This window comes from Psychroflexus sp. MES1-P1E (assembly GCF_002836055.1).
In the GTDB taxonomy this organism is placed as follows: Bacteria; Bacteroidota; Bacteroidia; order Flavobacteriales; family Flavobacteriaceae; genus Psychroflexus.
Window position 1 is genome coordinate 41622 of record NZ_PJBS01000312.1, and the last position, 12574, is coordinate 54195.

At 35.0% G+C, this 12574-nt stretch carries 13 protein-coding genes and 1 pseudogene; 5 read left to right on the plus strand and 9 right to left on the minus strand.

Annotation, left to right across the window (positions count from 1 at the left end; all coding sequences use genetic code 11):
• Nucleotides 1-10: 10 nt before the first annotated feature.
• Entirely contained in the window at nucleotides 11-457 is a 447-nt protein-coding gene (locus tag CXF67_RS12220; RefSeq protein ID WP_102089001.1) for an Lrp/AsnC family transcriptional regulator, read from the minus strand.
• A gap of 119 nt (nucleotides 458-576) precedes the next feature.
• On the opposite strand from CXF67_RS12220, the gene asnB reads away from it, so the two are divergent.
• Nucleotides 577-2151: an asparagine synthase B gene (gene asnB / locus CXF67_RS12225; protein WP_102089002.1), complete on the plus strand. Its 1575-nt coding sequence runs from the start codon at nucleotides 577-579 to the stop codon at nucleotides 2149-2151.
• A gap of 54 nt (nucleotides 2152-2205) precedes the next feature.
• On the opposite strand, the gene CXF67_RS12230 is transcribed toward asnB, so the two are convergent.
• From CXF67_RS12230 to CXF67_RS12240, 3 genes are all read right to left on the minus strand, one after another.
• Nucleotides 2206-3798, minus strand: a complete 1593-nt coding sequence (locus tag CXF67_RS12230) for an NAD(P)/FAD-dependent oxidoreductase (protein WP_102089003.1) — start codon at nucleotides 3796-3798, stop codon at nucleotides 2206-2208.
• 121 nt (nucleotides 3799-3919) lie between these two features.
• Entirely contained in the window at nucleotides 3920-4603 is a 684-nt protein-coding gene (locus CXF67_RS12235) for a type 1 glutamine amidotransferase domain-containing protein (protein ID WP_102089004.1), read from the minus strand.
• A gap of 126 nt (nucleotides 4604-4729) precedes the next feature.
• Nucleotides 4730-5302, minus strand: a complete 573-nt coding sequence (locus tag CXF67_RS12240) for a Crp/Fnr family transcriptional regulator (protein ID WP_102089005.1) — start codon at nucleotides 5300-5302, stop codon at nucleotides 4730-4732.
• A gap of 138 nt (nucleotides 5303-5440) precedes the next feature.
• On the opposite strand from CXF67_RS12240, the gene CXF67_RS12245 reads away from it, so the two are divergent.
• Nucleotides 5441-5902 carry a YehS family protein gene (locus tag CXF67_RS12245; protein WP_102089006.1) on the plus strand — a complete coding sequence of 154 codons (462 nt, stop codon included), beginning with the start codon at nucleotides 5441-5443 and terminating at the stop codon, nucleotides 5900-5902.
• A gap of 9 nt (nucleotides 5903-5911) precedes the next feature.
• Here CXF67_RS12245 and CXF67_RS12250 read toward each other — a convergent pair whose 3' ends face one another.
• The 5 genes and pseudogenes from CXF67_RS12250 to CXF67_RS19215 form a co-directional block, all read right to left on the minus strand.
• On the minus strand, nucleotides 5912-6448 hold the full coding sequence (locus CXF67_RS12250) for a DinB family protein (RefSeq protein WP_102089007.1): 537 nt from the start codon (nucleotides 6446-6448) through the stop codon (nucleotides 5912-5914).
• Complete coding sequence (locus tag CXF67_RS12255) at nucleotides 6441-6668, minus strand: VF530 family protein (protein WP_102089008.1); 228 nt, start codon at nucleotides 6666-6668, stop codon at nucleotides 6441-6443. The genes CXF67_RS12250 and CXF67_RS12255 overlap by 8 nt, the downstream gene beginning before the upstream one ends.
• 18 nt (nucleotides 6669-6686) lie before the next feature.
• Nucleotides 6687-7958: a DEAD/DEAH box helicase gene (locus tag CXF67_RS12260; RefSeq protein ID WP_102089009.1), complete on the minus strand. Its 1272-nt coding sequence runs from the start codon at nucleotides 7956-7958 to the stop codon at nucleotides 6687-6689.
• A 242-nt stretch (nucleotides 7959-8200) separates the two neighbouring features.
• A complete protein-coding gene (locus tag CXF67_RS12265) occupies nucleotides 8201-9088 on the minus strand; it encodes a phospholipase A (RefSeq protein ID WP_102089010.1) in 888 nt (295 codons plus the stop codon).
• Nucleotides 9089-9186: 98 nt separating this feature from the next.
• Nucleotides 9187-9998: pseudogene (locus tag CXF67_RS19215) on the minus strand (PPK2 family polyphosphate kinase).
• Nucleotides 9999-10309: 311 nt separating this feature from the next.
• On the opposite strand from CXF67_RS19215, the gene CXF67_RS12275 reads away from it, so the two are divergent.
• The 3 genes from CXF67_RS12275 (at nucleotide 10310) to CXF67_RS18865 (ending at nucleotide 12364) form a co-directional block, all read left to right on the plus strand.
• Nucleotides 10310-10909: a transcriptional regulator gene (locus CXF67_RS12275; RefSeq protein WP_102089011.1), complete on the plus strand. Its 600-nt coding sequence runs from the start codon at nucleotides 10310-10312 to the stop codon at nucleotides 10907-10909.
• On the plus strand, nucleotides 10906-11616 hold the full coding sequence (locus CXF67_RS12280; RefSeq protein WP_102089012.1) for a DUF3307 domain-containing protein: 711 nt from the start codon (nucleotides 10906-10908) through the stop codon (nucleotides 11614-11616). The genes CXF67_RS12275 and CXF67_RS12280 overlap by 4 nt, the downstream gene beginning before the upstream one ends.
• Before the next feature lie 403 nt (nucleotides 11617-12019).
• Nucleotides 12020-12364, plus strand: a complete 345-nt coding sequence (locus CXF67_RS18865) for a dienelactone hydrolase family protein (protein ID WP_257984683.1) — start codon at nucleotides 12020-12022, stop codon at nucleotides 12362-12364.
• Nucleotides 12365-12574: the final 210 nt, after the last annotated feature.

The window sequence follows — 12574 nt, forward strand, 5'->3', positions numbered from 1 at the left end:
ATTATTAACTCTAAAATTCTATTTCTCTAGTGAAGGTCTGCTCCAAACAAATAAAGGTTTCTGTCCTAGCGACGCCATCTATCGTTTGAATCTTGTTGCTTAAAACTTCAGTGAGGTGCTTATTGTCTTTGCATATCACTTTGACTAATAGTGAAAAGTTACCCGTTGTATAATTACATTCTACCACTTCATCAATTTCATACAAGGCTTGACTTACTTTCCTATAAATATTGGCTTTATTGAAGTAAATACCGATAAAGCTCTGAGTTTGATAGCCCAATAAATACGTGTCTATGATACTCTTTGAACCAGTGATAATCTTTTGTTCCTCCAGTTTTTTCACCCGCAGATGAACCGCTGTAGGACTCATGTTGCATTCATTTCCAATTTGCTTTAGAGGAGCTCTAGCGTCCTTACTTAATATATTTAAGATTTTCTTATCAGTTACATCTAGCATCTTTATAATTTTTAGTATTTAGCTAAATTAAAACTTATTTTTAATAATTTTGCCTTTTAAGTTGTTTTATATTAAGTATTATCTCTTATTTGCTTTAAATAATTTAAATATAATCTGTTATGTGTGGAATATTTGTAGCTATCGAAAGTGCAAAATCTAGTCAATTCTTAGTGGATGAGTTCATGAAAATCAAACACCGTGGACCAGACTCTTCAGACTTTAAGACCATTAAAGAAAATACCTATTTTGGTTTTCATCGTTTAGCCATAAATGGCTTAACACCAATGGGAAACCAACCGATGTATAAAAATGGTGTTTGGCTAGTCGCCAACGCAGAAATATTTAATTATTTAGAATTAGCAGATAAATATGATATTAAGTTAGAGACAGGATCGGATTGTGAAATTCTTATCGATTTATATCAATTGATAGGTGAAGAGAAAATGCTTCAAGAAATAGATGGAGAGTTTGCTTTTGTTCTTTATGATGAATCCAAAGATCTATACATCGCTGCACGAGATCACTTAGGCGTGAGAGGCATGTATATGGGATATGATGACTCTGAAATTTATTTTGCGTCAGAAGCCAAAGCTATTTGTTTTTCAAAAGAATTAAACCAATTTCCTCCAGGGCATTATTGGAATTCCTATACGGATAAAGTGACACCTTACTTCTTTCATGATTATATCACTACAGATCTCACTGAAGAGGAGTACTGTGAAAAAATCAATACCTTATTAACTCGATCTGTTGAAAAACGGATGATGAGTGAAAGACCTCTAGGCTGCTTATTAAGCGGAGGTTTAGATAGCAGTCTTGTAGCAGGAATACTGGCTAGAAAATTAAAAGAAAAAGGGAAACAATTAGAAACGTTTTCTATTGGTTTAGAAGGAAGCCCAGATATTGTTGCTGCCAAAAAAGTAGCAGATCATATAGGAAGTAAACACCATAGCATCGTTTGTACAGAACAAGATTTCTTAGACGAACTAGAGCATACAGTTTATATGCTAGGAAGTTATGATGTCACGACTATACGCGCTTCGGTGGGTCACCAACTCGTCGCCAAATATGTAAGAGACCACTCCGGTGTGAAAGTCTTATTCTCTGGAGAAACTGCAGATGAATTTGGATCTTATCTTTATTTTCAAAATGCACCAGACTCAGAAAGCTTTCAACATGAATCTATAAGATTGCTTAAGGATATTCAGTTTTTTGATATGAAGAGAGCGGATAGGTCAATTTCAAATGCGGGACTAGAAGCAAGAGTTCCCTTTGCAGACAAAGCTTTTGTGAAATTCTTCATGTCTATACCTCCTGAAAGCAGACTATTTTCTGACCAAAAAATTGAAAAGTACCTGATCAGAAAAGCTTTTGAAAAGGAAAACTTAATTCCAGAAGAAATACTATGGCGTCGTAAAAACGGATTTTCAGATAGTGTGAGCAGTAAGCAAAAATCATGGAGCACTGTCATCCAAGAGCACGTTAATAGTTTAGTTTCTGATGAAGAATTTCAGACTGAAAAGTTTAAATATTCTCCTGAACCCGCAACAAAAGAAGCATACTACTATCTCAAAACTTTTGAATATTATTATAAACCACACTTTCAACTCACCCCTTATCAGTGGTTGCCTAAATGGTGTGGGGATATTAAAGATCCTTCAGCTAGGGTTTTAGAGATATATCAAGCCGATTAATTTATTTTTAATTTTAGTTTGTTACTGCCTATTTATCTCAAATAGGCAGTTTTTTTATTTAGAAATTTGAGGAGAGCCTATCACTACTTTTGCTATGGCATTGGCACAACGCTCGCCATCCAATGCAGCTGAAACAATTCCTCCAGCGTATCCCGCTCCTTCACCACAAGGATATAAGCCTTTTAAATCAGGATGTTCTAACGTATCCTTGTCTCTTGGAATTCTCACAGGAGAGGACGTCCTAGACTCTGGAGCCAAAATAACAGCATCAGGATGATCAAAGCCTTTCATCTTTTGAGTAAAATTTATAAACCCTTGTCGAAGTCTCTTTGTTATGGTTTCAGGAAAAATAGCATCCATTTCTACTGAAGTTGTTCCTGGTTGGTATGAATTTTTAGGGATAGAGTCAGATTTCCTCTTTTTAATAAAATCCTGAAGACGTTGAGCGGGAACATTTTGAGATTCACCAGCTAATGTCCAGCATTTTTTTTCAATATCTTCTTGAAATTTCAAACCTTTTAATGGTCCATATTTTTTATAATCTCCCAATTGTTCGTCATCAACAGTCACTACAATACCAGAATTGCCATAAGGATTATTTCTTTTGGAGGGTGACCAACCATTGGTGACTACTTCACCAGGGGAAGTGGCACATGGGGCAATTATACCACCAGGACACATACAAAAAGAATAAACTCCTTTGTCATCTACTTGCTCGACCAAACTATAAGCCGAAGGGGGTAGGTATTCTCCACGTTCTGGTTTTTTATATTGTATTTGATCTATAAGTGATTGAGGATGCTCCACACGAACTCCCATAGCAAAGGTCTTGAATTCTATTTTTATGTTTCGATCATGAAGCAGATAGAATATATCCCTTGCGGAATGTCCCGTAGCTAGAATACAAGCTTCTGCAAAAATGGTTAGGTTCTGGTTGATCTCCACACCTGTAAGGCGATTTTTATCTATGATAAAGTTAGTTAACTTACTGTTAAAATGTATTTCTCCACCAAATTCCAAAATTGTTTCCCTCATCTTAGTGATGATATTTGGTAGCTTATTAGTACCGATATGCGGATGTGCATCTACGAGAATATCTTCACTAGCACCATGCTCAACAAAAATTTCCAGCACTTCCTTTATGGCTTTTTTATGACCGGAACGGGTGTATAATTTTCCGTCTGAATAGGTGCCAGCTCCTCCTTCACCAAAACAGTAGTTGGATTCTGGATTTACCAAATGCTCTTTGTTGATTTTTGCTAAATCTCGGCGTCTTGCTCTTACTTCTTTTCCACGTTCTATAACAATGGGTTTAAGACCTTTTTCAAGAAGCTTTAAAGCGGCATAAAGTCCTGCAGGGCCACTTCCCACTACAATGACTTTAGGACTCTGTTCGTTGACGTGTTGATATTTTTTTGCCGGTAGTAATGGCCAGTTCACCTCTTCTCCTCTCACATAATAGGCTATGCGTAACTGAAACTTAATTTGCCTTGCTCTAGCATCAATCGAACGTTTAAGAATTTTAAAATCTAAAAGATCGCTTGATGGAATGTCGAGATGCTGAATAATGGCTTTTTTTAAGCCTTCAGTATCGTGAACAACTTCTGGATTAACTCTTATATCAATATGATGGGGTAGGGATAGCATGATCTAAATTATAATGCAAAGGTAACCAAATCCAAGTTGAAATATATGGGAAAATGGGTATTACCCATTAAAAAAGCCTCCCAAAAAGGAGGCTTAAGTTGATTATACTCAAAGCATGAAATTATGCATTAAGTTGTTTTTCTAAAAGTTCAGCTACTTTTTCTGATGAAGCAGGATTTTGACCAGTAATCAAGTTACCATCTTCTACAGCATAAGGATGCCAGTCTTCAATCTTAGTGTATACACCACCATTTTCAATTAACATATCTTCTAATAGGAATGGAACAACAGTCGATAATTGAACAGCGTCCTCTTCTTGATTGGTGAAGCCTGTTACTTTTTTATCTTTTACTAGTGGATGCCCATCTGTGCCTTTAATATTTTTTAATAGCGCTGGGGAATGACACACAAATGCAAGTGGTTTTTTATTGGCGTTAAAAGATTCAATCAATTCCTTTGATTTTTTATCCTCTACTAAGTCCCAAAGCAAACCATGACCTCCAGGATAAAAAATAGCATCATAATCAGATTCTTTAATTTCTGATAATAAATGTGTATTGGAAAGTAGGGCTTGAGTTTCTTTATCCAAATTGAAACGCTCTGTCGCTTTTGTAGCAGCATCTTCAGTTTCAGAATTAGGATCTACTGGAGGTTGTCCACCATTTGGAGACGCTAAAGTAAGGTCGAAACCCGCATCTTTTAACTTATAATAAGGGGCTGCAAATTCTTCTATCCAAAATCCAGTTTTGTTTCCTGTATCTCCTAATTTATCATTGCTTGTTATAACAAAAAGTATTTTTTTCATGGTATTTTATTTTATACAAATATACTGACTCAGGTCTCCTTAAAAATTGATGTAGATCAATTCATAGCGTTAATGTATGTTAATCTGTCAATATTAAAGTGCTAGTTATGAATTCAATACCACAGATTAATTAAGTCCTTTTCGAAGTCTACTTAAACTTTCGGGTGTAATGCCAAGGTAATTGGCAATATGATAATTGGCAACTCTGCCTTGAAGGTTTGGATATTGCTCACAAAATTCTAGATACCGTGTTTTGCTATCTTTTTGAAGTGAAGAAAGTATTCGGTTTCTTAAGGCCACAAAGGCTTTGGTGATTTTAAGTCTGAAAAAACGCTCGAATTTTGGGATTCTAAAGTATAAATCCTCTAAAACTGATATGTCAAGACTTAAAACTTCGCTATCCTCAATACATTCCACATACAATTGAGCTGGATAAGCATTGAAAAATGCCTCAAAGTCACTGATCCACCAATCTTCTGTAGCAAATTGTATAATATGTTTTTGTCCAGCTTTATCGAGATAATAAGCTATTAAGCAACCTTTGAGCACATAATATTCTTTGGCAACTTTTTGGCCAGGCTGTATTAGGAGACTTTTTTTTAAAAAAGTATGATGCTCTAATATGCTGAGGAACTCTTGTTCTTCTTCTGGTGTGAGTTCAATATCCTTGGATAAATGCTTAAGTAGTTGTTTGTACATGAAAAAAATAAAAATACAAGTTTACATATATATTCCATAAAAAAACGAACATCTTCTTATAGTCTTCTTTATTTTTGACAACTAGTATATAACAAGTATAAGAGAAGGAGACTTCCTAGCTTATTTAAATGATGAATTATGACCACTAATGATATTTTGAGAAGATTACGTTATACATTCGATTATTCCGATTCTAAAATGATGTCTCTTTTTGCCATGGGGAGCAAAGAAGTCACTAGGGCAGAAGTGAGCGATTGGTTGAAGGATGAGGAAGATGAGGCTTACGTGGAAATGGAAGATAAGATGCTTGCCATCTTCTTAAATGGACTTATTGTTGATAAACGAGGAAAAAAAGAGGGACCTCAACCAGAGCTGGAAACTTTTTTGAATAATAACGATGTGCTAAAAAAACTGAAAATAGCGTTTCAACTAAAGTCAGACGAGATTATAGAGCTTTATCAATTAGCAGGAAAAAAAGTGAGTAAGCATGAGTTAAGTGCTTTTTTAAGGAGACCTACTCAACCTCAATACAGAGAACTTATGGACCAATACTTAAGAAATTTTCTCTATGGGCTTCAATTAAAGCACAGAAACTCTTAATTATAAGAACTAAAGAAGAGCAGATTTCGCCTCACCATCTTCTATTTTAAGACTACTTACAGTAACGAGAAGTTGTCCAATATGACGTTGACTATGCTCAGCAGCATGAAATAAGATTCCAATAAGGGTGGAGGGTAATCCTTGTCTGCCAACACTTCGCTTACTGGTTAAATCCGTATGGTGAAGTTTTTTAAAATAGTCTATCGCCTTTTCCACTTTAGTATCGAAGTTACGACACAGGGAATCTATTGTAATTTCAGCATTAGGGACATCTTCATTTTCTAATTCCTTAAATTGAACTTCAGATAAACTTTTTTCTTGAGCGTAGGATAGCATTCTGTCTAAAACTCCGGTGATATGCTGAAGGTGAAATCCAACACTTGCTCTACTATGAGGCGTTGTCCACAGCAAGGTTTCATCAAATGACTCAGTATATTTGTAGGCTTCTAGTTTGGATTGTAATAAGGCATGAGCAGCAGGCTGTAATAAATCTGGAACACCTTCAATAGAGCCCCTAAGCCAATATTCTGGAGGAGCCTTATCCATTAATTTCTCTTTGAAACTTTAGATATAATCCCTCTACTTTAGTTCTTGCCCAAGGGGTTTTACGAAGAAACTTAAGGCTAGATTTTACAGAAGGATTTTCTTTAAAACACCGTATGTTGATAGTCACTCCAAGGTAATCCCAGCCATAAAAAGCTTCCAAATCGGTTAAGATTTGTTCTAAAGTAATGCCGTGCAAAGGGTTATTCTTTTGAACGCTCATGTTTCCCTTTTTTGAAGTTTATCGCCTTGGTTTGTTTGAGCTTTGCCTAGAGCTACTAGATTTCTCTCTTTGAGGTCTATTAGATTCTCCAGAACGAGAATTGGATTGTGGTTTTCTTCCGCGTTGCTGAGGATTAAAGGGTTTGGTGGAAGCGTTAGGGTCTGGCTCAAAACCTTCAATAATATCCATAGGAATTTTATCACCAATTAATTTTTCAATATCTTTTAGAAATACGGTTTCGTCGGCACTTACAAGAGAAACGGCAAGTCCACTAGCACCTGCTCTTCCTGTTCTCCCAATTCTATGCACGTAATCTTCAGATACATTAGGTAATTCAAAATTGACCACATAAGGTAATAATGGAATATCTAATCCACGAGAAGCGATATCTGTGGCTACTAATACTTTTACACTACCACTTTTAAAACCCGCTAAAGCTTTGGTTCTAGCACCTTGGCTTTTATTACCATGAATAGCAGCAGCTCCTATTTTAGCAGCTTCCAATTTTTTAGCTAACTTATTAGCGCCGTGTTTAGTTCTTGAAAACACAAGAACTTGCTCCCAATTCCCCTCAGAAATTAATTTTATCAACAAGTCTGTCTTTTTTTCTTTAGCAACGCGATAGACTTGCTGCTCAATAGCTTCCACAGTTGTATTTTCAGGAGTGGATTCTACGGACACAGGGTTTTTCAAAAACTCACTCGCTAGCGATCTTATTTCTCTAGAAAATGTTGCAGAGAACAGTAGAGTTTGTCTCTGTTTTGGAATAAGTTTCATTATTTTTTTGATATCTCTTAAAAAGCCCATGTCAAGCATACGGTCTGCTTCATCCAAAACTAGGATTTCAACTTTTGCTAGAGATAATAAACCCTGATTGTTCAAATCTATAAGTCGACCTGGAGTCGCCACTAAAACATCTACTCCATTTCGAAGGGTAGACACTTGAGACTTTTGATTGACACCACCAAAAATAACGGTAGATCTCAAATCAACAAATTTCCCATAGTCTTTTACGCTTTGATGAACTTGGGCAGCCAACTCTCGGGTTGGCGTCAAAATTAATGCACGTACAGGTCTATTTCTTAAGGGTGGTGTTTGAGATAGCAATTGGAGTAGAGGTAAAGTAAAACCTGCGGTTTTACCCGTCCCTGTTTGGGCAGACGCCAAAACATCTTTCCCTTCCAATACTGCAGGGATCGATTTTTCTTGAATAGGTGTTGGGGTATCATAGCCTTGTGAGCTTACAGCTTTTACAAGGGCTTCAGAGAGTCCTAATGACTTAAATAACATAGAGTGTTTTTTTGAAATGACAATCTATAGGATTATAGGTCATTTATATAATTATTTGCAAAGGTACGTTTTAATCCTGCGCAAAAGAATTATTCATAAAATCTGCTTAGTTTTTATAAAACAAACCACAAATTAGAGTAATTTTAATCTTGTCTGCAATGTTATTTTAATCCTTTTTATTTTCTTAGATCCACCCGCTAAAAATACACAGGTGGCTTTAATAAAAATTGACTTGCGGTGTCTTACCAATCTATAAAGGAAACTCCAAGACCAATGGTCGTTTGCTTGTGATTATAATCGATAAGGGTTTCTCCATAACCTGTAAATACTTGTAAGTGAAGTCTAAGATTAGATTTTACAGAATATAAATAGTTAACCTCCAAGCTCCCTCGGTTTTCATCAAAATCCATTGTATTTCTTCCAATAACTAATACGCTATGTTTATTTATATTATATATAAAAGTGGCTTCCAGACGACCTATATAACTTTCTATAGAAGGGTTGTCGTCTTTGTCTGAATTTTCTATTCTTATCCATGGTCTTAGGTACATTTGAAAGTTATCTCTTTCGAAAGCTGCATGGAATATGAATCTATTCCAGCTTCTAGATCTCGGTAAATCTCTACCATTGGATTGATGATTTAAGGCAAAACCAGCCATTCTTAAATTCAGCCCAAATAGAGTGATGTTGAGAGGGAAGTTGACAATAAGTTCAGGCTCATAATTTAATTCTCTAAAAGGTCTTGAGATGGGGTCGTTGTAAACTTGCCAATTTGCTAATTGAGTGTAACCTAACCAGATATCACCATGACCGAATAAAAAGGATTGAATGAGCTTAGTTTTTAAACTCAATTGAAATTTGGCTTCTATTTGATTATAATTTTCAGGGTCTTCAAAACTATTATCTGGGTTTTCACTTTGTGGTAATTCGTTCGGGTTATTGGACCAGCGTGTGGGTAAAACATACACTGGATTGTAATAAGTTAATTTAAAGGTCCCATTTTTATCTTCATCATCTAACTCCCAGCGCTCTGACATGCTTTTTGTAATGACCTTATCCTCTCCAAATATGGATTGAGAATGGCCAATTTGAAATGCAAAAATAAATAATATAAGAATTTGAGTTTTCATTGAAGCTAGTGTCAAACACAAATATAAGTTAAGCTCACTTTATATTAAGTTTCAAGTGGATGTTTTCAGGATAATACACATTAAAATATATTGCATTTTTAATATTTTTTGTATTCATCCAGCTTCATTTCCAAAAGAGGAAGCGAACTTGGATTTTGGATATCCTTGTAAGACGACATTTTTTCTTTTAAAATTTCAGCAACCAATAGCCTAGCTTGATCTTTATGATTTGAAGGGATGACATACCATGGAGCACTTTTTGTATAAGTTTTACTAATAGCTTTCTCTTAGTTTAGACTATAGTTCTCCCACAATTTGCGCTCTTCTATATCTTCAGGGGCGATTTTCCAATTTTTGTCTGGCTTATTTAATCTTCTCAAGAGTCTATGTTTTTGTTCCTCTATAGAAATGTGCAAATAAAATTTAAAGATGATACACTCATTGCTACTGATAGTATTTTAAAATTTTTAGTTTGCTGAATTCTTTTGGTCCTAAACTCTTCAGTTATGTTTTCAATAAAGTTGATGTATGGATTGTTTTCATGGAGAATAATTTCTGGATGAACTCTTGAAATAATAATATTTTCGTAATGTGTCCGATTGAAGACAGCATACCCTCCACGAGCAGGCAAAGCTTTATAATGTCTCCAAATGAAATCATGCTTAAGTTCTTGTGATGTGGGTTTTTTGAAACTGTGAGCGATAATCTCTCTAATGTTGAAGTCTTAAAACACCTGACGAATTAAGCTATCTTTTCCTGAAGTATCCATGCCTTGTATACAAACAAGTACAAAATATTTTCCGTGAGCTTAAAGTATATTCTGCAAACCACCCAATTCCCTCCTAACCTTTTTCATTTTTTTATTTCCTTTTTTTGCAGTTAAAGCAGCGGGGGTTTTTCTTAAATTTATCTTTGAAGTGACTTAAAATTCGATTGCTTTTTTGGTCATTAGACCAAGTTTTAAATGCAATTAAATATAGAATTTCTATTTGTAAAACTGGGGTAGATAAATCTATTGGCTTATGTTCGGTATTAAATCAAGGCTTTCTTCTTCATCTAATGGGCCAAGCTATAACTTAAACTTAAGAATAAATCCTGGAATTTAATTAAATTCGTTATATGTATCGAATAATTAATAATTCGATACATATAACGAATAACTAGTAATCCGATGTATATATCGAATATTTTTGTATTTTTATAGGGTTCAAACTAATTTTTATGATAGCTGTAATCACTGGAGACATCATTAATTCTAGAGAAGGTAAAGCTTTAGAGTGGCTTGAGTCTTTAAAGAAGGCTTTGAATCGGTATGGAAATTCTTCTGAAGACTGGGAAGTTTATAGAGGAGATAGCTTTCAATTAAAGACCAACATAGAATCCAGTTTAGAAGCTTGCTTATACATTAAAGCTTGCATTAAACAATTTAGTGCTCTAGATGTAAGATTGGCTATAGGCATAGGAAATTCAAAAGGGCCTATTGGCAAAATAACAGAGGAGCAAGGCGAGGCATTTTACAGGTCGGGTGAGTGTTTTGAAAATTTAAAATCAGATCATTTAGCTATAAATACTGGAGATGAACAACAAGATATAATTTTGAATTTAATGCTGGATTTAGGTTTGTTAACCTTCAATGCTTGGTCAAGTGTAGATTCGGTTACTCTTAAAGTTATCTTAGAACATCCAGGCTATACTCAAAAGCAAATTGCAGAACTGCTCAAAAAGTCGCCAAGTACATTAAGTTTTACGCTTCAGAAGGCTGGATATAAGGAGATCCAAAGTTTATTGAAGTATTACAAATCAATTATGTTAAAACAATGACAACGATTTTGCTTCAACTTTTACTAGCACACTTTTTGGGAGATTTTGTCTTGCAAACTACCAAGTGGGTAAAAGATAAAGAAGAAAAAGGATTAAAGTCTATCTACTTATGGCTGCATATAGGTATTCATTTCCTTTTGATGTTTGTTTTTACAGCCTTCAAGATCAAATTAATTCCAGTCCTCGTAGTTATAGGATTAAGTCATTTAATCATAGATGTCATTAAAATTAAACTAAAGCATCGCTTACCGGCTTCCTCTCTTTTTTTTGGAGATCAATTGTTGCATCTTCTTATTCTTGTAGGGGCACTAGGGATTTATTTTGATATCAATTGGATTTGCTTTTTAAATCCTTCAGAACAATGGATGATATGGATTTTAGCTTTTATAATGCTTACTTCCGTATCTGCTGTTATTTTGAAAGTAGCTTTATCTAAATGGGATCTCAAAACCTTTGATGGTGAAGCTCTGGAGAAGGCAGGCTTATACATAGGGATCTTAGAACGTTTATTCATTTTTGGATTTGTAGTTATGGAGTATTGGGCTGGTATAGGGTTTTTGATTGCAGCTAAATCTATATTTCGCTTTAGCGATCTATCTAGATCTAAGGACAGAAAGCTAACAGAATATGTGCTTATTGGGACCTTGTTGAGTTACGGACTCGCTATTATTATTGCCTTAGGAGCTTTATGGGCTCTTCGGTTGTAGTGATTTAAATTTATTGAATTGTTGAACTTAAATCATAGAAATGATGCTTTCAAAAGTTTTGACAATTGGTTTGCTGTTTATTGCTCATACAATATCAGCGCAATCAGATCTAGAAGTTTTAGAAAAGTCACCTAGGTATCACGAATGGATAGGATTAGAGAATGATGTGCGCACCTTATACATATCCAGAAGTATCCCAAAAAGCAAAGGTAATCCTAGTCATTCACGAAAATAGAGGGCTAAACGACTGGGCAAGACGTTTTCAGATGAGATGGCTGCCAAGGAATTTATAGCCATAGCTCTAGATTTATTATCCAAGGCTTCAGAAAATATGTCCAAAACCAGCGATTTTTAAAATTCTGATCTTGCTCGTAACGCCTTATATGAATTGAACCCAAAGCAGGTGACTTCAGATTTGGATGCTGCCTTCGACTATGCTAAATCTATCCCTGCAGGAAATGGAGAAGTTTCTGTTGTTGGGTTTTGTTGGGGTGGCTCACAACGTTATAGTTATGCTACTCACAATCCAGATTTAGAAGAGGTTATTGTCTTTTATGGCACTGCTCCAAAAGATAAAGTAGACTTGGCTAAAATTCAAGTTCCTGTGTACGCATTTTATGGGGGTAACGATGCTAGAGTAAATGCAACAATACCAAAAACAGAAGAAGGCATGAATCAACTTGGAAATTTTTATGACTATGAAATCTATCTGGGTGGCGGACATGGTTTTATGAGAAGTGGCGTATAACCAGACGCATCTTTAGAAAATATCCAGGCTAGAGAAAAGGCGTGGAATCGGCTTTTGGAGATTTTAAAATAGGTTTTTAATTAAAATTCTTACTTTTTTAAATTTAAATTAAGCCCTATAAAATTGATTAGTCTTTTTGAAATAAGATACAAACTGTCATAAGACATTGAGGTTTTATGTTTTTTTCTTTTGAAACCTACACCATAATCC